Origin of the sequence: Methylophilus sp. 3sh_L (assembly GCF_046766015.1) — a bacterium.
In the GTDB taxonomy this organism is placed as follows: domain Bacteria; phylum Pseudomonadota; class Gammaproteobacteria; order Burkholderiales; family Methylophilaceae; genus Methylophilus.
This window is the reverse complement of record NZ_JBKOUF010000005.1, coordinates 37710-58247: the sequence shown is the minus strand read 5'-3', so window position 1 is coordinate 58247 and position 20538 is coordinate 37710. Positions and strand designations below refer to the sequence as shown.

Genomic DNA, 20538 nt, shown 5'->3' with positions numbered 1-20538 from the left:
TTGCAATTGCGTTAATGTGATCGACCTGATTTTAAAATCAGTCCCTCGTTTGCCATGAGAGTCATGCTTGAAAGCACTCACAATAGCTTAAATACAAGTGCTTTCAATGGAACAGGAATAAAGGTATTGCGTTTGGATGTGTAGAGCGATTAAACATTTGAAACGAATTGTGTTGCTGACAACCACCATGTTGCTGGCATTCCCTGTATTGGCTGATCTTAAATTGCCGGTACGCCTGACAGAAAACCGTCTGGCAGATAATGATGATACAGGCCTCTCCAAGACCCTGGAGCATAATTTTAGCCCTGAGGACCGTGCCCGTCTGCGCAAGGCGCTGTCTGATTATGCCCGTAATACCGACCCCGATCACCAGTTGATGCAACAAAAACGCAAGGCCATGCATGACAGCATCGCGCAGCGTTTCAATGAGTGTAACCGCGATAATGATGACTCACTCGACCGTGAAGAGGCCACCATGTGCCTGCCGCAAGTCGCCCGTCATTTCTCGTATGTTGATCTTGATGGCAATGGTGTGATCACCTTGGATGAGCTGGAAACAGCCTACGCCAAAATGGTCGAGCGCCAACGCGAGGCAGAAGCCCGCACTGAAGCCAGAATGGAAAGTCAGCAAAATATCGTCAGCGACTCTGATCCTGATGCCAAATCCAGAAACAAATCCAAACCAAACCCGGCTGTGATTCCAGCCAATAGTCCCGTCAATTCCAGTGGTAAAGACGTTTCGGTTATACGCAAACGTCCCAGTTAATCCCCCCTTCAAACCATGCACATGCCACTGAGCGTTCCGGCGTGTCAAACAGGTGCAAGCAAACCCTGGCTTGGCTTGCTTGCAGGCTGATTCAGGACGGTCTTGAATGGCGCAAGCTCAATTGTCTTTTTCCTGGTGCCGAGGCTTGCAAGAGATTGCCTCTGCCGACTGGCAACGCTTGGCAGGGAATCATCCCCTGCTGGATTACCGTTTTTTGCAGGCGTTTGAACAGACTGCGTGCGTGGATGCACAGACGGGCTGGACACCCTATCATTTAGTGGTGTTTCACCAAGGGCAACTGGTGGCGGCCATGCCTTGTTACCTCAAAACCCACTCTTACGGTGAATATGTCTTTGACTGGTCCTGGGCAGATGCCTATGAGCAAGCAGGCGGTCAATATTATCCCAAACTCATTTCTGCAATCCCTTTTTCACCGGTGACTGGTCCGCGCCTGTTGTTGGCTCCTGAGTTGGAAATGCCTGACATGGTTGCTGCAGCCATGCTCAGTCAATTACAGGCCTTTTGTGAGGCGCATACTCTGTCTGGGGCGCATGTATTATTTCCTGATGCACGTTCAGCCAGTTTTTGTGGACAGCAAGGATGGCTCAGGCGTGAGGGCGTGCAGTTCCGCTGGGAAAACGCCGGATATGCCGATTGGGAGGCATTTATGGCTGCTTTGAGTCGGGATAAGCGCAAGAAAATCCGCCAAGAGCGCCAGAAAGTGGCGCAGCAGGGCGTGACTTGCCGTGTTGTGCGTGGCCAAGACATGACTGCACAGGATTTGGCCTTGTTCTACCAATGCTATTGCCATACCTATTACCGGCACCGTAGTTCGCCTTATCTGACGCTGGCTTTTTTTGAGCAATTGCAGCAGCGCTTGCCGCAATGCTTGCAGCTGTTTATCGCCTCGCAGCAAGGTGAGGCGATTGCGGCCAGTTTGTGCATACGCGGCGAAGAGACCTTGTATGGACGTTACTGGGGTAGTTTACGCGATATTTCCTGCCTGCATTTTGAGTTGTGCTATTACCAGCCACAGCAATTCTGTATTCGTGAGCATATTCGCTATTTTGAAGGTGGCGCCCAAGGCGAGCATAAACTCGCGCGTGGATTTGAGCCTTATCCTACCTGCTCTTACCACTGGCTGAGTCACCCAGATTTCCACCAGAGCGTGGCACGCTTTCTAAGCCGGGAGGCGGAGGGCATGCAGCAATATGTGAATGAGCTGGAAGAGCGTAGCCCTTATAAAGCCATGGCAGAGGCGCCTGCTTCGCTGCCTTGAGGTTGGCTAGGCACCGCACGCCTGCCATGGAGTTGCTTTTAGCATGGAGTTATTTTTACCACGGAATTTGTTTACCACGGAATCACTTTGCCATCATAGGCAATAAACTGGCCAGATTGTGCCGTGTTTAGTTGGTCTATGACTCGTCGCAAGCCGCTGACGCTGGTTTCAGTATCAATCAGTCCATGGGGGCCGCCCATGTCTGTCCGCACCCAGCCAGGATGCAAGGCAGCGACGACAATATTAAATTCACTCAGGTCTATCGACAGGCTTTTGACCACCATATTCAACGCGGTTTTGCTGCTGCGGTAAATGTATTCGCCGCCGCTGCCATTGTCGTCTATGCTGCCCATTTTGCTGGTCATGGCAATCAGTTTTGCTTGTGGGGCCCTACGCAACTGCGGTAAAAAAGCCTCGGCCAGATAGTAGGTGCTCATGGTGTTGACCTGGAATGCGTGCAACCATGCTTGGGCGTCGGTACGGCCAAATGCACTCTCGGGATAGGTGCCTGCATTGCTGATCAGAATGTCTATGGTTAGGGAAGAGAGCTGACTCGCCAGCGCTTTAATCGCAGCCACATCTGCGACATCCAGCGCGAGCACATGCAGGTTGCTATGCCGGCTTGCCAGTACTTGTAAGGCTGTGGCTTGGGCAGGGTCCCGCACCGTCACATAGACTTGTTGACCGTTTTCAGCATATTGCTTGGCGTACTCCAGGCCGATGCCGCGATTGGCACCTGTGATTAAAATGGTTTGCGTATTCATGGCGTGAACCTCGCTTTCATGCAGTGGTTGAATTTACGTTATGATGACATTCTACGCGGGTTGAAATGCCTGGCGTAGTCTCTTTGCAATCGCAATGGCGTGTTGAGTTGAAAATGGAGTATTGAGTTGAAGTTAGTGAAACAGTGGTCGCTGAACTCAAAGGCGGTGTTATGCACTTGCCTGTTTTTGATGATGGGCGTCCTGGTGAGTGGTATTGCCGGCGCAGTAGACCTAAGCAAGCAAATCCCATTACGGCCTTCATTGCTCAAGCCAGAGGACGTGGCCGTGGTGTATAACCTCAATGATGCGCAAAGTGAAGAGGTCGCCCGTTACTACGTGCAAGCCCGGCAAGTGCCCGCCGAAAATCTTATTGGTGTGGAACTGCCCAGGCATTTTAAGGATGCCTTGACTGTCCCTGAGTTTGAGTCGCTCAAAGCGCAACTGGAAAGCAAGCTGACCAATCAGCAAGTGTTGTTGCTGGTGTGGCGGACACCATTTGCGGTGCAATGTAACAGCCTTACCAGTGCGCTGACACTCGGCCTGGATATCAATCAATGCCGCAAGACCTGCGACCCGGGACGCGATAGCCCTTACTTTAACAGTTCTTCGTTACGGCCCTGGGCGGATCACCATCTGCGTTTGTCCATGTTATTGCCCATCACCAGCGTGGCTGCGGCCAAGGCGCTCATAGACCGTGGTGTGATGAGTGAATTCAGTTTAAATGATGCCAATGGATTCTTCCTCAAGACCCAGGATGCAGCACGCTCCAAGCCGCGTGAACCGTTTTTCCCCCAAGATGGCATGACGGTGAAATCCAAAAAACTGACCTTGCATACCTTGAATGAAGAGGCGATAGAAAAGCAATCGGCGGTGATGTTTTATTTCACCGGGCAAAAGTCAGTAGATTACATGCTGACCAATAGCTATTTGCCAGGTGCCATTGCTGACCATCTCACCTCAAATGGCGGGATTCTGGGTAACTACAATCCGCAGATGCCGGCTACGCGCTGGCTGGATGCTGGTGTGACAGGCAGTTACGGTACGGTGTCCGAACCTTGTAATTATTGGCAAAAGTTTCCCAATCCGCAGGTATTAATTGGCCACTATTTGGCAGGAGAGACGCTGATTGAAGCTTATTGGAAAAGCGTTAAATGGCCGATGCAGGGGGTGTTTATAGGCGAACCCCTGGCCAAGCCATTTGCCAGAAGTGTCCCGGTGGCGGAGGAATGACCATGGTCAGTGCGCCTGCGCTGACGTCATTTTCCTGTCATTGTGCCGGCAGGGATGTATCGTATAATCGCTGCCATCTATCCGTTGAGATTGGCTTGTGCAAGATATTCGTTTAAAAGCATTCTGGAGTTTGTTGTTTTGGGCTTTTTGCTGCCTGTTGCTCGGCTGGTTCACAAATGCGCATGTCGCATGGTTAGCTTATTTGTCTGGCGTACTGGCTTATCTGGCCGGGCATTTATATTGGATACACCGGCTCTATCAGTGGGCACTTAAACCCAGTCTCAATTTTATCCCGAATGGCAAAGGTATCTGGGAAGACATTTTTGCCAATCTTTACCATGAAATGCGCCGTCATTCGCGTAGCCAGAGCCAGTTGAGCAGTACATTGGAGCGGTTACGGCATGCGACCAGTGCATTGCCGGATGGCGTGGTGGTGCTGAATAACCGTAACGAAATCGAGTGGTTTAATGAACCCGCTGTGCAACGCCTGGGGCTCAAGCGCCACCATGATGAAAATCAACCGATTTATTATTTGTTACGCCAGGCCGAGTTCGTCGAATATCTGCAAGCAGAAGAATATAGCGAGCCACTTAAGCTCAAGTCCTGGCGGACGCCCGATGTGACGCTGGAGTTGCAGATTATCCCCTTTGCCAGCAAGCAGCGCCTGTTGATCTGCCGCGATGTCTCGGCGATTGAGAAAACCGAGGTGATGCGGCGCGATTTTATTGCCAATGTCTCACATGAGTTGCGTACGCCCCTGACGGTGATTGGTGGTTTTCTGGAAACCATTAGCGATATGCAGGGCGAGGTTTCACCTGATATCCAACCTTATTTTGACATGATGCAGGTGCAAACCACCCGGATGCGCCGCATTATTGAGGACCTGCTGACTTTGTCGCGCCTGGAGAATAATGTCACGCTCAAGGATGAAGTTGAGATTGACATGCACGCCATGCTGCAGCAATTACATCGCGATGCAGAGGCACTTAGCCAAGGGCAACATACGGTCACCTTGCATATGGACACCAAGGTCAATCTGCTAGGCAGTTATAATGAGCTGATGAGTGCCATGAGTAACCTGACCAGTAATGCGGTGCGATATACCCCGCCACAAGGCAAGATTGATATTTACTGGCAAATGCGCGGAGAAGAGGTTGTCTTTACTGTGCAAGATAATGGCATTGGGATCGAATCGCATCATTTACCCAGACTTACCGAACGTTTTTACCGCGCGGATAGCGGACGTAGCCGTGATACAGGCGGCACCGGCTTGGGCTTGTCGATTGTGAAACACATTTTGCATCATCATCAGGCCAGCCTGCTGGTAGAGAGCGAGCCTGGGCAGGGCAGCTGTTTCCGTATCGTGTTTCCTGCGCAAAGGATCTTGCCTGCATGAGCCGTGTCGGCTGCAGCAGTTTGATATTGCTTGTATTGCTGACTGCTTGTGCGAGTTCGCCACGAACCGGATATATTGATTCCCCGAATGGGCGGCCGGTGCCCGTCCGGCAAGATCGTAATGCGCTGCATCAACTGGTAAAAACAGACCTGGACCGTCTGGCCGATATCGAATATGCCGAAAATGTCAGTACCTTGCGTTTGTTAATGCTCAAGCTGTATAAACGTAACCCCGGCGAGGCTCAAAAATCTGGTCTGGGCTCGCCAGAACAGATTGCGACGTATGTCTTCGAGCAGGCCGATCTGCATGGCTGGCAACTGGAGGCCTTGGGGCATGCGCAGGATACTGCCGCAATCAAGTTGGCCTTGAATCCGCAATATAGTGGTGACCGTGTGCTGGCACTAGTGGTGGGGATACAATCCATGCTGTTCCGCGCCCATGGTGGCCAGTCGACTTTTTTCTTGTTGGATAGCATAGAGCCGCAAAATTTATACAATGCGGCCAGGAACATTGAAATTGCCATGTGGAAGCTATCAAATGCTAAAAATCCGCAAGGTGAGCTGTTGTTGCTGACCAATAGCCAGCCAGGTGAAGTGCAGAACCTGAGCTTTGAGCGCGAGTTTAGCAAGCTGGTCGCCCGCACCGATTTACTGGCTTTGACGCTGGCTGAAAAGTCGCAGCGTTTTGTCTCGCGGTTGACGCAAAGCATCACCACCGCGCCCTTTCTTCCTTTTAGATAATCTTTATCATGCATCAAGCCTTGACCTTACTTAACGGACTCAGCCCCGCGCAATTCATGGCCGACTATTGGCAAAAAAAACCATTATTGATCCGCGGGGCAATGCCAGGTTTTGAGGGATTGCTGAGCCCAAGCGAGCTGGCGGGGCTGGCCTGTGAGGCCGAGGTGCCAGCCAGGCTGATCCAGTTTGATCCGGAGCGGATGCAGCAGGGTGAGGGCTGGCAGGTCAGGCAAGGCCCCTTCGACGACGAAGACTTCACCAGTTTGCCAGAGCGCCACTGGACTTTGCTGGTGCAAGGGGTGAATCATGTGTTACCAGAGGCGCAAGCCTTGTTGTCGCAGTTTAATTTTGTCCCCAATGCCAGGCTGGATGATGTCATGGTCAGTTACGCGCCTGCTGGCGGTGGCGTCGGGCCCCACATCGACAGCTACGATGTCTTTTTGTTACAAGGCGCGGGTCACCGCCGCTGGCGTATCAGCCAGCAAACAGACTTGAGATTGATTGCCGATGCGCCATTGCGTATTTTGTCGCACTTTGAATGTGAGCAAGAGTGGGTGTTAGCCCCTGGGGACATGCTCTATCTGCCGCCGAATGTCGCGCATTGGGGCATTGCCGAAGATGATGATTGTATGACCTATTCGATAGGCTTCAGGTCTCCAGCCGCGCGTGAGTTGGCGATTGAGTTCTTGGAAGCTTGCCGCCAGGAATCAATGCCTGATGAGTTATACCGGGATCCCGGACTGCAACCGGTTCAGGATGCCGCTGCGATTGATGCGCAGATGGTGAATAACGTCGCTGAGATGTTGCGCCGTTTACCCTGGCAGCCGGAGCAATTGGGGCCGTTTCTGGCAAAGTATTTTTCAGAACCTAAGGCCTATGTGATGTTCTCACCTAACCGCAAATTGGGTGCTGAGAAGTTTTTGCAACGTGCCCAGCAATCCGGTTTAGCGATGGATTTACAGACGCAAATGCTGCATTGGCAAGGCCAATACTTTATCAATGGGGAGGCGGTGAACCTGCCTGCAGCCGCGGGAGACTTGCTGAACAAACTCGCCAATCAACGCGTACTGACAGCGCTAGATTGCCAAACGGCTGCCATTCAGGCTTTACTGCCGTGGTTGCACGGCGTTTACTTGGCTGGATACCTGCATTTTCCTGATTAATTCTGTTGAGTTTGTATTGGTGGCAAAGGATTTTGCGGTTTTTTTTGTGAAAAAAACACAGAGTTGTTGTTCTGACACAAAAAAATCCTTTCTTTTTCACTGGTTTTTCGTTCTTTTTTTAATCAATTGCTGATACAATTTTTTTACTCGGTTGATTCTGCAATCTGCAGCGTTGCCCGTACATAATTTTTTGCTCATACATACTAAGGAAATAAAGATGACACGTTCTGCATTGTTGGCTGCATTGTTGGCTTTGGCTTTGACTGCTTGTGGTGAAAAACCAGCTGAAGAAGCTCCTGCTGCTGAAGCTCCTGCTGCTGAAGCCCCAGCTGCTGAAGCTCCTGCTGCTGAAGCTCCTGCTGAAGCTGCACCAGCCGAAGCTGCTCCTGCTGAAGCTGCGCCTGCTGAAGCTGCTCCTGCTGAAGAAGCTAAGTAATCCAGACATCCGTAATCTGGTTTTACTTGGATGTAGAAAAGCCGACGAAAGTCGGCTTTTTTATTGGTTGCGAAGGTAGTTAGTTTTAATTGTAGGCTTGCGTAATTACGGTTTTTTACGAAGCAGACTGTTTTACGCAGCAGACTTGAGGGAAGACAGCTCGTTGGCAATCTGGCAGATTTGAATGAAGTCCTCTACCACCAATGATGCGCCGCCGACCAGTCCGCCGTCGACATCCGGCATGCTCATCAACTGTGCTGCGTTACTTGGATTAACACTGCCGCCGTATAACAAGGTAATCTCTTCAGCCACCTGCTCGTCCAATAGGCCAATGTGGCCACGGATAAAAGACAGAATGGCCTGAGCATGCTGGGGGCTGGCCGCTTTACCGGTGCCAATGGCCCAGATGGGTTCATAGGCAATGACGCCTTTAGCCAGTGCCTGAATGCCAACATGGGCAATCACTGGATTCAACTGGCGCACAACGACGAGGTCGGTTTCGCCAAGTTCGTATTCTTCCAGCGTCTCGCCCATACACAAGATCGGAGTCAAGCCAGCCTTCAGTGCAGCTTCAAAGCGCTCACCACAGGTTTCGTCACTTTCATGGCCACGCAAGCGGCGTTCGGAGTGACCGATGATCACATAGCTACAACCGAATTCCTTAAGCATGAGCGGTGAAACTGAGCCGGTATAGGCGCCACGCTCATAGCGGCTCATGTTTTGCCCGCCCCAGGCAATGTGGCTATTTTGCAAAAGTTGTTGTGCCTGGTGCAAGTAGGGATGTGGCGGGCAGACCGCATAACGCGCTCGGTGATGGCGCGTCTGCTGCAATACGCTTTGCATGAATTGGGCATTGTCTGGCAAGCTGCCGTTCATTTTGCGGTTGGCAACGACCAGCTTGGGGCGATTTGTCATCACACCATTTCCTTTAAGGGTTTTCTTTCTATAATGTCGGATATTGTACCTAAAACTTGATGCTATGCCTCAACTCGATTTTTCATTACAAGTGGCAACCGATGCTACAAATGTGCCAAGCTTGTCGCAGTTCAAGCGCTGGATCCGCGCCAGCTTGCGGGTGGACACCAGCCTGACCATCCGCATTGTCGATGCAGACGATGGCCGGCAACTGAATGCGAGTTACCGCGGCAAGGATTATGCGACCAATGTGCTCACTTTTCCGTTAGCCGAGGAGCCTTATTTGATGGGGGATATCGTTATTTGTGCACCTGTGATTGCGCGTGAGGCGCAAGAGCAGGGCAAGCCGCTGCTGGCACATTATGCACATATGACGGTCCATGGCGTGTTGCACATGCATGGCTACGATCACGAGGTTGAGGCACAGGCGTCCTTGATGGAGGCAATGGAGATCGCCATTATGCAAAAATTAGGCTTTCCCAACCCTTATGCTGAATAAGCTTTAAGCGTAATACACAAGCCGTTACAATCTTTGTATGGAACTCTCAGCCACTAGCAGTCAAGTCAAAATCAAGGGTGAGCTACTTTCGTCGCTGCCGCAAGATTTGTATATCCCGCCGGATGCCTTAGAGGTTTATCTTGAAACCTTTGAGGGCCCGCTGGATTTATTGCTGTATCTGATCCGTAAGCATAATCTGGATATTCTTGATATCCCGATGGCCCAACTCACCACGCAATATATGGATTATGTGGAAAAGATGAAAGCCATTAATCTGGAGTTGGCGGCTGAATATTTGCTTATGTCTGCGATGCTGATCGAAATCAAATCCCGCATGTTGCTGCCCAAACCGCCCGACGTTGAGGAAGAAGAGGATCCCCGCGCGGAATTGGTTAAACGGTTGATAGAGTACGAGGCGATCAAGCAAGCGGCCCAGCGGCTGGAGGACATGCCCAAAGTCGGTGTGGACATTGAGGTGGCTGCGGCTTATTACGAGCGTGTCTCTTTGGTTAAACCGCCTGAAGTGAGTCTGGACGACTTGGTGGATGCCTGGCGGAATGTGCTTAAGCGTGCCAAGCTTAACCAGCATCACAAGTTGGGGCGGGCGGAGTTGTCGGTGCGTGAGCACATGAGTCTATTATTGCGGCGGTTATCTGTGACGCCGGTGTTGCGGTTTGACGAACTGTTTGATATTGAAGCTGAGGGCGTGCCTAAGCTGGTGGTCAATTTTCTGGCAATGCTCGAACTGGCGAAAGAAGGGCTGATTTTGATCACGCAGCAGGAAGCCTTTGGCACGATTTATCTGCAAGCGAACAGCTCAGGCCGGGAGGTGTAATATGCATACCCCAGACAACGTCGCCGAAATGAAGCAGGTGCTGGAAGCCGCTTTACTGACCTCGCCGCAGCCGCTTTCACTCGATGACTTGCTCAAATTATTTGCCGGACGCATGGAACGCGCCACGTTACGCATGTTACTGGATGAGCTTAAAGCTGACTGGTTGGATAAAACGCTGGACCTGGTACAAGTCGCCAGCGGTTACCGCTTTCAGGCCAAGGCTAAATATAGCGAATATCTGGCGCGCCTCAATCCCGAGCGTCAGCCAAAGTATTCACGGGCCGTGATGGAGACGCTGGCGATTATTGCCTACCGTCAACCGGTGACGCGCGGCGATATTGAGCAAATCCGCGGGGTGGCCGTGAACCCGAATGTCATCCGTCAATTGCAAGAGCGGGATTGGATTGATATCGTTGGTCAGCGTGAAGTGCCGGGGAGGCCATCGTTATATGCGACGACCAAACATTTTCTCGATGACTTGAATTTGCGTTCGCTGGCTGAGTTGCCACCTTTTGAAGTCTTGGCCCAGGTCGACATGCCGCAAGAATAAGGCTTGTAATCCTGCATTGCCACGTTCAATCCTGATTTTTCCGTAAGCCCTAGATCAAAGTTAAGCACGCTAACGGATGCCCGGTTTTATGCCGGGGATGTGCTTGCCGCTATTGGGCCGCGTGGCGGTCAACATCCATAGTGATGTTTTTTAGGCCCGGCTGGTGGGATTTTGTCAGTTGAGAAGGGTGAGGTCTTATTGTTTGCTGAGATCACAAAAGACGCTTTGAAATTTGCTAATCAGTACCTCAGGAGAGGGGCTAGCCTTACTCTGGATGGGGTGGATGCTGGCGCAGGGCTGCGCCAGCTGGGAGTCAACACTGCCAGCCTTGCTGGCCGGTGCATTAATGGTGATGGCCACCTGCACCATGCACATGCTGGTGCTCGATTTCTTCTTGATTGGCAGAGCGTACGCTTGCGATCGTGGCGGTAAACAGCAGGCGTTGGCCAGCCCAGGGGTGGTTGCCATCCACGACGACTTTACCATCGGCAATATCGGTGATGGTGTAGAGGATCACGTCGCCGGTTTCGTCTTCACCTTCAAATTGCATGCCTACTTTCAGATCTTTGCTTGGGAAGGCGCTGGCCGGTTCAATTTGCACCAGGTTGTCGTCGTATTCACCGAAAGCATCTTCTGGGTCCAGGCTCACCTCTACCTTGTCGCCAACATTTTTGCCGTGCATGGCTTCTTCCACTTTAGGGAAAATATTGTCATAACCGCCGTGCAGGTAGGCCACCGGCTCCTGGCTTTCTTCCAGAATGTCGCCATCACTATTTTGCAGTTTATAGGTCATGGAGACCACGGTGTTCATTGCTACTTGCATGTCTTGCATCCTAAAGTTCGCTGATAAAACAATATTCTAAAGGATATTGTGGTGCCAGTGTCAGTCTTGATGACGATAATGTTGGCCGTATAATTTACGCCATTGCCAGGGTGGCATGGGGTGCGCTGATTGCCACAGACCCAGGCCTTGTGCTTGCGCTTGTCGCTGCAGGGTCTGTAATGCCGTGCGTTTGGAGTAACGGTCATTAAACCAGGCCATGCCTGGCGCGATCTGTGACTGGTTTGCTTCTGTGCCATCGCAATAGAGATACCCCAGCTGTCTGCCATAGGGATCCAGCCCTTGGGTCGTTATCGAAACTGTTTTGTTGGCACACAGTTGCATCAAGGTTCGGCGGGAATGCTTGCCAAAGGCTTGATGTAATTCGGGTGCATCAATATCCAGCAAGCGTAAGCGGTAATGGCGATCCTGATCCTGAATCTGCACCGTATCGCCATCAATCACTTTTTCCAGCACAGGCGTGGCCATCAGGGGCGAGCACAGTGCCAGCAGTGTGCCGCTGACAAGGAGATGCTTTGCCATAGGCTAATCAAGCAGGCTGGTGTAATTGTCTGGCGTCAGCACGGTAGGGATCGCTTCCGGCAGCAGGTCAGGGTAATCTTTGCTGTAATGCAGGCCGCGGCTTTCATGGCGTTCAATGGCGCTGCGTACAATCAGCTCAGCCACCTGTAAAAGGTTGCGCAACTCAATCAAGTCGTGACTAACTTTAAAGTTACTGTAAAACTCATGCACTTCATCCCGCAACATATGAATCCGATGGAGGGCACGGCTTAGGCGTTTGGTGGTGCGTACAATACCAACGTAGTTCCACATGAACCGCCGTAGTTCATCCCAGGTGTGGGTGATGAGCACTTCTTCATCGGCGTCGGTGACGCGGCTTTCGTCCCAGTCTGGCAGCGAAATGGTGGGTTGCTGGCCTAGTGCCCGGATGTCTTCAGCGCAGCTGCGGCTAAAGGCCAGGCATTCCAGCAAGGAATTGCTAGCTAACCGGTTAGCCCCATGCAAGCCTGTGCAGGCGGTTTCGCCGATGGCATACAGGCAGTCAATGTCAGTGCGGCCATGAATGTCGGTCATCACCCCGCCACAGGTGTAGTGCGCTGCCGGCACCACGGGGATTGGTTGTTTACTGATATCTATCCCCAACTGCAGACAGCGCTGGTAAATGTTAGGAAAGTGGGATTGAATGAACGCCAGGGGCTTGTGGCTGATGTCCAGATAAACACAATCCAGCCCACGCTTTTTCATCTCGAAGTCAATCGCACGTGCCACCACATCGCGCGGGGCGAGTTCAGCACGTTCGTCGTGCCAGGGCATGAAACGCGTACCGTCAGGCAGTAACAATAAACCACCTTCTCCACGCAGCACTTCAGAAATTAAAAAAGATTTGGCATGCGGGTGATAAAGACACGTCGGATGAAACTGCACAAACTCCAGGTTGGCGACGCGGCAACCTGCCCGCCAGGCCATGGCAATTCCGTCGCCAGTACTGATGTCCGGGTTCGTGGTGTAAAGGTAGACTTTGCCCGCGCCGCCGGTGGCCGCAACAGTGTATTGTGCCGACAGCGTGATGACCTTACCGGTCTGGTTATTCAGTACATACGCCCCCAGGCAGCGGTTAGGGCCGTCATTCTCGGTTTGTTTAAACAACTTATGGGTGGTAATCAGGTCCACCGCAATGTGGTGTTCGAGAATGGTAATGTTTGGGTGGGCGCGTACACGGTCTGTCAGGGTGGTTTGCACGGCTTGGCCGGTGGCATCTGCGACATGGACCACGCGACGGTGACTGTGCCCTCCCTCGCGGGTGAGGTGCAGGCGGTCATCTTGGGCCTCGCGCGTAAAATTCACCCCTTGCTGCAATAGCCAGTCTATGCTGTCGCGGCCATTGGTGACGACCATGCGTGTCACCTCGCTGTCGCACAAGCCTGCACCCGCATCCAGCGTATCTTTAATATGGGCTTCTACCGAGTCTTCGCTATTCAGTACGGCGGCAATCCCCCCTTGCGCCCAATTGCTGGCACTCATGGCGAGTTCGCGTTTGCTCAGGATGCAGACCCGGTAGTCATCTGCAAGGCGTAACGCGAGTGATTGTCCAGCGAGTCCGCTGCCAATAATCAAAACATCAAACACTTTGTTCATAAGCTGGAGCGGTCAACGGAACTTTTGCAGAGGGGGCTAGTCATATTAAAGTCTGCATTGCGTGTTGCAACTGCAAACAATATTAAGGGATGAGACGATGTTACACACAGCAAATTTAGAGGCGTTAACGCGCACTGGGTTCGTCGAAAATAACACAAAAGCGTATACTACTCCCAATCATAAAATTACCCAAGGGAGTCATCGCGATATGACTGTTCAGGCGGCGAACGCCAAACAGCAAGAGAACAAAGAGTTTGACCAAATGTTGGTTGAACGGGCTCAGCAAGGCGACAAACGTGCCTTTGGGATGCTGGTGGAAAAATACCATCGCAAGTTGGGTCGTTTGTTGTCGCGCATGATCCGTGACCAGGCGGAAGTAGAAGACGTGGTGCAAGAGTCTTTTATTAAGGCTTACCGTGCACTGCACAGCTTCCGTGGTGACAGTGCTTTTTACACCTGGCTATACAGGATTGGCATTAATACGGCCAAGAATTACCTGGTTTCCATGGGCCGTAAGCCGCAGGTGATGCAGGATGTCGAAATTGAAGATGTAGAAAATTTCGAAGAAGGTGACGATATGCGTACTCTGGAGACGCCAGAAACGTCTCTGATGACCAAGGAAATTGCGCAAACCGTTAATGATGCCATTGCCGCCTTGCCAGAAGAGTTGCGCACGGCGATTACCTTGCGCGAGCTTGAAGGATTGAGTTACGAGGACATTGCCAGCGTGATGCAATGCCCGATTGGTACGGTTCGTTCACGCATTTTCCGTGCACGCGAAACCATTGCAGCCAAATTGCGGCCGTTGTTGGATACGCCACAGCATAAACGCTGGTAGTGGCATGATTCGTTATAAAAACTTGATTGGGTGTGTAGGTGTTATGACAAATTTTTTGTTAAATGCTAACATAAAAACATTGATTGATTTGGGGTTATTATGAAGCAGCAATTATCTGCCTTGGTCGACGGTGAGGTCGATGTTGAGCGCTGTGAGCATATTTTTTTTGCAGCCAAATCCACCGGAGAGGTGGCGCAAGCCTGGCGTGATTACCACATCATCCGTGATGTGATGCGCGATGAGGCCTGGATGCAATCTGACATGACAAGCCGTATCATGGCTGAGCTGGATAACGAGCCAACTATCCTGGCGCCGCAGGCAATTGCAAACGCTGATAAAGTGACGCATATCCGCCCCCGTTTTAATAAATACACCTGGTCTATTGCTGCTTCTGTGGCAGCCGCTTTTTTTGTCGGGATGTTTGTGCTTGATCAGCCAGAAATGGGCACGCCTGCACAAATTGCCGATAATGATACCGAGCAATATGTGATGGCACATCATAACTATGCGCCGACCAGTGTCACTTACTACACACAAAACGTTGCTTATACGGCTGGCGAGTAAATATTTCCTTGATTAATCAATTGGTTGTGGTGACTGGTATGTTTGGGCGGATTGTTGCTTCGATGGCCTGCCTGTTTGTATTTCAGCAGGTAGCCGTTGCTGAAGAAGATCTATGGTCAACCATGCAAAAAACGGCTTCTGCTGCCAGGGAGCTCAATTATCAGGGGCTGTTTGTGTATCACAATGGCTCCATGATCCGTTCGGTTCAAATTACCCACATTTATGAAGGTGGCCGCGAATTCACGCGCAACGTTGTGCTGGATGGTCGGCCGCGTGAAGTCTTTAGTGAAGGCGATGATATAGTCATTTTTAACGCCAAAAATGACAAGGTTGTGATTGAAAAACGCCGCGGACAAAATCTGTTCCCGGCGATGCTGCCGACCCAGCTGTTTCCACTCAAGCAAAATTATAAGCTTAAGTATGTTGGCCAGGAGCGTATTGCAGGCCGCTTGGCGCAAGTGATAGACATGGTGCCAAATGACAACCTGCGCTATCAGTATCGCATCTGGTCTGATACAGAATATGGCTTGCTGCTCAAAATGAGCATGCTGGACATGCAAGGGCATACATTGGAGCAAATCGGTTTTAACCAGGTTTCCATGCTGCATACCAAAGATCTGGATTGGTTTCAGCCCAAGATTGATGCGACCAAGCCTTATGTCATGGACGACACCACTGAGTTGACCCATGTTGAAGATAACCTTGTGGTGCCTAACTTGCCCACGGGCTATAAAAAAGTAGACCAGATTAGCCTTAAGGTGCCTGGCCGTTCGGCGCCCGTCCAGCAATTAATTTTTTCTGATGGCCTCGCTTCAGTCTCCTTGTTTGTTGAGCCTATGGTGAAAGGCATGCAGCCGCGGGTCGGTAAGAAGAGTATGGGCTCAACCAATGTTTACGCCCATGTCCTGAATGGCTACCAACTGGTCGTGGTGGGCGAAGTGCCTGCACAAACTGTAGAGCAAATTGCGCAGCAAGTGACCTTCAAAAAATAAATATTGTGAATGCGTGGTTCCTTAAGAATTTTTGAAATCATGCCGCAATATTTCAACGTTAATATCGATCCCCAATGTGCTAGAGGGTGCCGTTTTTTCTGCTTTTTGTCCGTTGGCGCTTGTAATTTCAGGCAATGGCACCATTTGCTTTAAGTAGCACACACCACGCCCTCGCTAAAGGCGTGGTCAATCAACGACTCTTTTTATAATCATTAAATGATAGGAATAATCATGATGAGACGATGGATTTCTGGCTTCATGTTCGCCTGTGCTGTGACTTTGACGCAGCCGGTGATGTCTGTCCAGGCCAAGGATTTGCCAGATTTTACGGAGTTGGCCGAAAAACAAGGGCCAGCGGTAGTCAATATCAGTATTACGTCAGTGGTACATGGTGGCGGTGCCATTGGGTTCCCTGGCATGCCAAACGATGAGAACTTACAAGAGTTTTTGCGCCGCTTCGGTATTCCTGGGATGCCCGGCATGCCTGGTCAGGAAGGCGGGCAGGATTATAAAACCCAGTCTTTGGGCTCAGGGTTTATCATCAGTAGTGATGGTTATATTTTAACCAACGCGCATGTTGTGAACGAGGCCGATGAAGTCTTGGTCAAGCTCTATGACAAGCGTGAGTTTAAAGCCAAGATTATTGGCGCCGACAAGCGGACTGACGTGGCGTTGATCAAGATTGAAGCGACAGGCTTGCCTAAGGTCACGGTGGGCGACCCAAATGCGCTCAAGGTCGGTGAATGGGTGGCCGCGATTGGCTCACCTTTTGGCCTGGAGAATACGATGACGGCGGGCATTGTCAGTGCCAAGGGCCGTGCCCTGCCGCAAGAAAACTACGTACCATTCATCCAAACGGATGTGGCGATCAATCCAGGTAACTCGGGTGGGCCGCTGTTTAACTTGCGCGGTGAGGTGGTCGGTATCAACTCGCAAATTTACAGCAAGAATGGCGGCTCCATGGGCTTGTCATTCAGTATTCCGATTGATGTTGCGATTGATATCTCCAACCAGCTCAAAGCGAATGGCCGAATTTCACGCGGTTGGTTAGGCATAGGTATTCAAGAGGTGACCAAGGATCTGGCTGAGTCATTTGGCCTCAAGCAAACCAGTGGTGCCTTAATTGCCGGCGTGGAGAAAAACAGTCCAGCTGATAAAGGGGGCTTGGAAGTCGGTGACATTATTCTCAAGTTTGATGGTAAGCCGATTGCGGTTTCGAGTGATTTGCCGCGTGTGGTGGCCGCCACCAAGCCTGGTAAAGTCGTGCCAGTCGAAATCCTGCGGAAAGGGAATAATAAAACCTTGCAATTAGGCGTAGGTGAAATGCCAAGTGAGCAAACTGAGGCTGCCGCAACAAGCAAAGAGCCGGCAAAGTCTGAGTCCAATAAAATTGGTTTGACTTTGCGTGAGTTAACCCCGCAGCAGAAGAAAAAGCTCAATGGCAAGAACGGCTTGCTGGTGATCGAAAGTGTGGGTGCGGCTGCTCAGGCTGGTATCCGCCGTGGGGATGTGATCCTTGGCCTGAATAATAATGAAAGCCAAAGTGTGGATACCTTTAATAAGCAAATTAATGCTGTCCCAAGTGGCAAAACGATTGCCGTGCTGGTGCAGCGCGCTGAAAGCACGCTGTATGTGCCAATTAAAGTAAAGTAAGAGGCGGGTGGTTGCAGTAAACAAAAAGACAGGGTGACCTGTCTTTTTGTGTTTAGCGCAGGAGTTTTCCACCACAGAAGTTGTGTTTTATACCCATCATGCGGGCGGATTTTATTGCAGGAATCTGCGTGCTTAAAGCGCGTGGAGGATTGTGCAGGCAGGTAAAATAAATCACTGATATTCATACATTTGCTGTAAAATACGCACGATTTGAAAGGCGCTTCAAGCGCCTTTCTTGCTTGTAAATAACGCATAACAGAACATGAAAAATATTCGTAATTTTTCGATTATTGCCCACATTGATCACGGCAAATCTACCTTGGCTGACCGCATTATCCAGTTGTGTGGTGGCCTCGAAGCCCGTGAGATGGAAGCGCAAGTGCTTGATAGCATGGATATCGAGCGTGAACGCGGCATTACCATCAAAGCACAAACCGCTGCCTTGCAATACAAAGCCAATAACGGCGAAACCTATTTCCTAAACCTGATTGATACGCCTGGGCACGTCGACTTCAGCTATGAAGTGAGCCGCTCTTTATCAGCCTGCGAAGGTGCTTTGCTGGTGGTGGATGCTTCACAAGGTGTTGAAGCACAAAGCGTGGCTAACTGTTATACCGCGATTGATCTGGGTGTAGAAGTGACCCCCGTCCTGAACAAGATCGACTTGCCCTCGGCGGATCCTGTGCGCGTGTCGCAGGAAATCGAAGATGTGATTGGGGTGGATGCGACTGATGCGGTACGTTGCTCAGCCAAAACTGGCGAAGGTGTGCGTGATGTGCTGGAGGAAGTGGTTGCCAAAGTGCCGCCCCCCAAAGGCGACGTCAATGCGCCATTGAAAGCGCTGGTGATCGACGCCTGGTTTGATAACTATGTGGGCGTGGTCATGCTGGTGCGTGTGGTGGATGGTGTGCTGCGCGCCAAGGAGAAAATCCGCCTGATGGCGACTGGTGCCGAATACCTGTGTGAGCAGGTGGGCGTGTTCACGCCTAAATCGCTACAGCGCCCGCAACTGAGTGCCGGTGAGGTAGGTTTTATTATTGCCGGGATTAAAGAGCTGGCTGCGGCCAAGGTCGGCGATACGGTGACCCTGGCTGGGGCTGGTAAGTCTGCCGCCGAGCCATTGCCGGGGTTTAAAGAGGTCAAACCGCAAGTGTTTGCCGGCTTGTACCCGGTCGAGTCCAACCAGTTTGAGTCATTGCGTACCGCGCTGGAAAAGTTAAGCCTGAACGACTCCAGCTTGCAGTTCGAGCCGGAAAACTCTACGGCATTGGGCTTTGGTTTCCGTTGTGGATTCCTCGGCTTGCTGCATATGGAAATCGTACAAGAGCGCCTGGAGCGTGAGTACGATATGGACCTGATTACGACCGCGCCAACCGTGATTTATGAGCTGTTGCTCAAAAGCGGCGACGTCATACAAATCGAAAACCCATCACGCTTGCCAGAGCCTTCACGCATTGAAGAAATCCGTGAGCCGATGATTGTGGTCAACCTGTTGATGCCGCAGGATTATGTGGGGCCGGTGATGACCTTGTGTAACAACAAGCGCGGTGTGCAGCGCAATATGCAATATATGGGCCGCCAGGTGATGCTGAGCTATGAGATGCCGCTGAATGAGGTGGTGCTCGATTTCTTTGATAAACTCAAATCGGTTTCGCGTGGTTATGCGTCTATGGATTACGAGTTCCTCGAGTTCCGTGCGGCTGACCTGGTCAAGCTGGATATTATGGTGAACGGTGAGCGTGTGGATGCATTGAGCCTGATTGTGCACCGGGCCAACAGCATTTACCGTGGCCGCGAACTGGTGGCTAAAATGCGTGAGTTGATTCCGCGGCAGATGTTTGATATTGCTATCCAGGCCTCGATCGGCGCCAATATTATTGCCCGTGAAACCGTCAAAGCCATGCGTAAAAACGTGTTGGCCAAATGTTATGGTGGCGATATCACGCGTAAGCGCAAGTTGCTGGAAAAACAAAAAGAAGGTAAAAAGCGTATGAAGCAAGTCGGCAACGTGGAGATTCCACAAGAAGCCTTCCTGGCCATCTTGCGCGTAGAAGATAAATAATCACGATCTATCATCACCCACGGTGATGATGTTTACTCAGGAAACAAGCATGTATTTTGCAATTTTTATGTTGGTCATTTTGCTGGTCTCAGGTGCGATCTGGTTACTCGACATCCTGGTGCTACGCAAACAACGCCAGGCCGGTGCCATCGGCGAGGTCGCTGACCCTTGGTACGTGGAATACAGTAAAAGCTTTTTCCCGGTGATTTTGCTGGTATTTACCGTCCGTTCATTTATCGTTGAGCCATTCAAGATTCCTTCCGGCTCCATGATGCCGACGCTGTTGGCGGGGGATTATATACTGGTCAATAAATTCACCTATGGCCTGCGCGTGCCTATTCTCAATAATGTGTTTTATCCCATGGGTAAGCCACAGCGCGGCGATGTCTTTGTGTTCCATTATCCGCCAGACCCATCGATTGACTACATCAAGCGCGTCGTCGGCCTGCCGGGTGACAAAATCCAGTATCGCGACAAGCAATTGACGATTAATGGCAAAGTCATTAGTCTGGACTTTATTGCACCTTACCAGTATGCGCTGAGCGTGAATGACGAAAGCGGTAATGCGCGTGCGGTCGATGTCACCGCTTCACGGTTGAGCGAGCAATTGGGTGACGTAAAGCATGACGTGCTGATTCATGACATCATGAACCAGTATGGTGCGGGTAGCCTGGGCGACCGCCTGATGCAAGGTGAAACGGTTACCGTGCCTGAAGGCGAATACTTTGCCATGGGCGATAACCGCGATAACAGCTCTGACAGCCGAGTTTGGGGCTTTGTTGCTGAAAAGCACCTGGTCGGCAAGGCCTTCTTCATTTGGTTTAATTTTGACCAATGGCGCCGTATCGGGCAAAGTATTGGCTAATCGCGCGGACAACC

At 51.2% G+C, this 20538-nt stretch carries 21 protein-coding genes; 16 read left to right on the top strand and 5 right to left on the bottom strand.

The features are described 5' to 3' along the window. Positions 1-136: 136 nt before the first annotated feature. Both ACIDF8_RS10740 and ACIDF8_RS10735 read left to right on the top strand, forming a co-directional pair. A complete protein-coding gene (locus ACIDF8_RS10740; protein WP_412010610.1) occupies positions 137-766 on the top strand; it encodes a hypothetical protein in 630 nt (209 codons plus the stop codon). 106 nt (positions 767-872) lie between these two features. Further along, positions 873-2045: a GNAT family N-acetyltransferase gene (locus tag ACIDF8_RS10735; protein WP_412010609.1), complete on the top strand. Its 1173-nt coding sequence runs from the start codon at positions 873-875 to the stop codon at positions 2043-2045. A 71-nt stretch (positions 2046-2116) separates the two neighbouring features. Here ACIDF8_RS10735 and ACIDF8_RS10730 read toward each other — a convergent pair whose 3' ends face one another. Beyond that, a complete protein-coding gene (locus ACIDF8_RS10730) occupies positions 2117-2809 on the bottom strand; it encodes an SDR family oxidoreductase (RefSeq protein WP_412010608.1) in 693 nt (230 codons plus the stop codon). 135 nt (positions 2810-2944) lie between these two features. Between ACIDF8_RS10730 and ACIDF8_RS10725 the strand changes: the two genes are divergently transcribed. The 5 genes from ACIDF8_RS10725 to ACIDF8_RS10705 all read left to right on the top strand — a co-directional run bounded on the left by ACIDF8_RS10725 (position 2945) and on the right by ACIDF8_RS10705 (position 7774). Beyond that, a complete protein-coding gene (locus tag ACIDF8_RS10725) occupies positions 2945-4039 on the top strand; it encodes a TIGR03790 family protein (protein WP_412010726.1) in 1095 nt (364 codons plus the stop codon). A 97-nt stretch (positions 4040-4136) separates the two neighbouring features. Beyond that, positions 4137-5435 (top strand): phosphate regulon sensor histidine kinase PhoR, encoded by a 1299-nt coding sequence (gene phoR, locus ACIDF8_RS10720; protein ID WP_412010607.1) that lies wholly within the window; start codon positions 4137-4139, stop codon positions 5433-5435. After that, positions 5432-6175 carry a hypothetical protein gene (locus ACIDF8_RS10715; protein WP_412010606.1) on the top strand — a complete coding sequence of 248 codons (744 nt, stop codon included), beginning with the start codon at positions 5432-5434 and terminating at the stop codon, positions 6173-6175. Before phoR ends, ACIDF8_RS10715 begins: the two co-directional genes overlap by 4 nt. An 8-nt stretch (positions 6176-6183) precedes the next feature. Next, positions 6184-7338 (top strand): JmjC domain-containing protein, encoded by a 1155-nt coding sequence (locus ACIDF8_RS10710; RefSeq protein WP_412010605.1) that lies wholly within the window; start codon positions 6184-6186, stop codon positions 7336-7338. A 217-nt stretch (positions 7339-7555) separates the two neighbouring features. Continuing rightward, entirely contained in the window at positions 7556-7774 is a 219-nt protein-coding gene (locus tag ACIDF8_RS10705; protein WP_412010604.1) for a hypothetical protein, read from the top strand. Between the two features lie 132 nt (positions 7775-7906). On the opposite strand, the gene tpiA is transcribed toward ACIDF8_RS10705, so the two are convergent. Continuing rightward, positions 7907-8689, bottom strand: a complete 783-nt coding sequence (tpiA, locus tag ACIDF8_RS10700; RefSeq protein WP_412010603.1) for a triose-phosphate isomerase — start codon at positions 8687-8689, stop codon at positions 7907-7909. Between the two features lie 64 nt (positions 8690-8753). Here tpiA and ybeY point away from each other — a divergent pair, with 64 nt between their 5' ends. Genes ybeY through scpB form a run of 3 tightly spaced genes read left to right on the top strand, consistent with a single transcriptional unit; the run spans position 8754 to position 10573 of the window. Continuing rightward, on the top strand, positions 8754-9188 hold the full coding sequence (gene ybeY / locus ACIDF8_RS10695) for an rRNA maturation RNase YbeY (protein WP_412010602.1): 435 nt from the start codon (positions 8754-8756) through the stop codon (positions 9186-9188). A 37-nt stretch (positions 9189-9225) separates the two neighbouring features. Continuing rightward, positions 9226-10023, top strand: a complete 798-nt coding sequence (locus tag ACIDF8_RS10690) for a segregation and condensation protein A (RefSeq protein ID WP_412010601.1) — start codon at positions 9226-9228, stop codon at positions 10021-10023. 1 nt (position 10024) lies between these two features. Then, a complete protein-coding gene (gene scpB, locus ACIDF8_RS10685) occupies positions 10025-10573 on the top strand; it encodes an SMC-Scp complex subunit ScpB (RefSeq protein ID WP_412010600.1) in 549 nt (182 codons plus the stop codon). Between the two features lie 343 nt (positions 10574-10916). On the opposite strand, the gene ACIDF8_RS10680 is transcribed toward scpB, so the two are convergent. From ACIDF8_RS10680 to nadB, 3 genes are read right to left on the bottom strand one after another with little or no spacing between them, the layout of a single operon-like run. Then, a complete protein-coding gene (locus ACIDF8_RS10680; protein WP_194749471.1) occupies positions 10917-11396 on the bottom strand; it encodes an FKBP-type peptidyl-prolyl cis-trans isomerase in 480 nt (159 codons plus the stop codon). Between the two features lie 60 nt (positions 11397-11456). Beyond that, complete coding sequence (locus tag ACIDF8_RS10675) at positions 11457-11936, bottom strand: thermonuclease family protein (protein ID WP_412010599.1); 480 nt, start codon at positions 11934-11936, stop codon at positions 11457-11459. A 3-nt stretch (positions 11937-11939) separates the two neighbouring features. Continuing rightward, entirely contained in the window at positions 11940-13550 is a 1611-nt protein-coding gene (gene nadB / locus ACIDF8_RS10670; RefSeq protein ID WP_412010598.1) for an L-aspartate oxidase, read from the bottom strand. Between the two features lie 208 nt (positions 13551-13758). Here nadB and rpoE point away from each other — a divergent pair, with 208 nt between their 5' ends. The 6 genes from rpoE to lepB all read left to right on the top strand — a co-directional run bounded on the left by rpoE (position 13759) and on the right by lepB (position 20524). Continuing rightward, positions 13759-14388 (top strand): RNA polymerase sigma factor RpoE, encoded by a 630-nt coding sequence (gene rpoE / locus ACIDF8_RS10665; RefSeq protein ID WP_412010597.1) that lies wholly within the window; start codon positions 13759-13761, stop codon positions 14386-14388. Between the two features lie 99 nt (positions 14389-14487). Next, the gene (locus ACIDF8_RS10660) at positions 14488-14952 is read left to right on the top strand and encodes a sigma-E factor negative regulatory protein (protein WP_412010596.1); all 465 of its coding nucleotides are present in this window, start codon (positions 14488-14490) and stop codon (positions 14950-14952) included. 38 nt (positions 14953-14990) lie between these two features. Then, the gene (locus tag ACIDF8_RS10655) at positions 14991-15944 is read left to right on the top strand and encodes a MucB/RseB C-terminal domain-containing protein (protein ID WP_412010725.1); all 954 of its coding nucleotides are present in this window, start codon (positions 14991-14993) and stop codon (positions 15942-15944) included. Positions 15945-16175: 231 nt separating this feature from the next. Further along, entirely contained in the window at positions 16176-17597 is a 1422-nt protein-coding gene (locus tag ACIDF8_RS10650) for a DegQ family serine endoprotease (RefSeq protein WP_412010595.1), read from the top strand. A 262-nt stretch (positions 17598-17859) separates the two neighbouring features. After that, positions 17860-19659: a translation elongation factor 4 gene (gene lepA / locus ACIDF8_RS10645; protein ID WP_412010594.1), complete on the top strand. Its 1800-nt coding sequence runs from the start codon at positions 17860-17862 to the stop codon at positions 19657-19659. 49 nt (positions 19660-19708) lie between these two features. Next, a complete protein-coding gene (lepB, locus tag ACIDF8_RS10640) occupies positions 19709-20524 on the top strand; it encodes a signal peptidase I (RefSeq protein WP_412010593.1) in 816 nt (271 codons plus the stop codon). The last annotated feature ends 14 nt before the right edge of the window (positions 20525-20538 follow it).

What these genes read in the sequence shown, in the direction of transcription:
- nadB (WP_412010598.1), bottom strand. Translation starts at nt 13,550, where the DNA reads ATGAACAAAGTGTTTGATGTTTTGATTATTGGCAGCGGACTCGCTGGA.
- lepB (WP_412010593.1), top strand. Translation starts at nt 19,709, where the DNA reads ATGTATTTTGCAATTTTTATGTTGGTCATTTTGCTGGTCTCAGGTGCG.
- ACIDF8_RS10730 (WP_412010608.1), bottom strand. Translation starts at nt 2,809, where the DNA reads ATGAATACGCAAACCATTTTAATCACAGGTGCCAATCGCGGCATCGGC.
- ACIDF8_RS10735 (WP_412010609.1), top strand. Translation starts at nt 873, where the DNA reads ATGGCGCAAGCTCAATTGTCTTTTTCCTGGTGCCGAGGCTTGCAAGAG.
- ACIDF8_RS10690 (WP_412010601.1), top strand. Translation starts at nt 9,226, where the DNA reads ATGGAACTCTCAGCCACTAGCAGTCAAGTCAAAATCAAGGGTGAGCTA.
- ACIDF8_RS10655 (WP_412010725.1), top strand. Translation starts at nt 14,991, where the DNA reads ATGTTTGGGCGGATTGTTGCTTCGATGGCCTGCCTGTTTGTATTTCAG.
- ACIDF8_RS10715 (WP_412010606.1), top strand. Translation starts at nt 5,432, where the DNA reads ATGAGCCGTGTCGGCTGCAGCAGTTTGATATTGCTTGTATTGCTGACT.
- ybeY (WP_412010602.1), top strand. Translation starts at nt 8,754, where the DNA reads ATGCCTCAACTCGATTTTTCATTACAAGTGGCAACCGATGCTACAAAT.
- tpiA (WP_412010603.1), bottom strand. Translation starts at nt 8,689, where the DNA reads ATGACAAATCGCCCCAAGCTGGTCGTTGCCAACCGCAAAATGAACGGC.
- ACIDF8_RS10650 (WP_412010595.1), top strand. Translation starts at nt 16,176, where the DNA reads ATGATGAGACGATGGATTTCTGGCTTCATGTTCGCCTGTGCTGTGACT.
- rpoE (WP_412010597.1), top strand. Translation starts at nt 13,759, where the DNA reads ATGACTGTTCAGGCGGCGAACGCCAAACAGCAAGAGAACAAAGAGTTT.
- ACIDF8_RS10660 (WP_412010596.1), top strand. Translation starts at nt 14,488, where the DNA reads ATGAAGCAGCAATTATCTGCCTTGGTCGACGGTGAGGTCGATGTTGAG.
- ACIDF8_RS10710 (WP_412010605.1), top strand. Translation starts at nt 6,184, where the DNA reads ATGCATCAAGCCTTGACCTTACTTAACGGACTCAGCCCCGCGCAATTC.
- ACIDF8_RS10705 (WP_412010604.1), top strand. Translation starts at nt 7,556, where the DNA reads ATGACACGTTCTGCATTGTTGGCTGCATTGTTGGCTTTGGCTTTGACT.
- scpB (WP_412010600.1), top strand. Translation starts at nt 10,025, where the DNA reads ATGCATACCCCAGACAACGTCGCCGAAATGAAGCAGGTGCTGGAAGCC.
- ACIDF8_RS10740 (WP_412010610.1), top strand. Translation starts at nt 137, where the DNA reads ATGTGTAGAGCGATTAAACATTTGAAACGAATTGTGTTGCTGACAACC.
- ACIDF8_RS10680 (WP_194749471.1), bottom strand. Translation starts at nt 11,396, where the DNA reads ATGCAAGTAGCAATGAACACCGTGGTCTCCATGACCTATAAACTGCAA.
- lepA (WP_412010594.1), top strand. Translation starts at nt 17,860, where the DNA reads ATGAAAAATATTCGTAATTTTTCGATTATTGCCCACATTGATCACGGC.
- ACIDF8_RS10675 (WP_412010599.1), bottom strand. Translation starts at nt 11,936, where the DNA reads ATGGCAAAGCATCTCCTTGTCAGCGGCACACTGCTGGCACTGTGCTCG.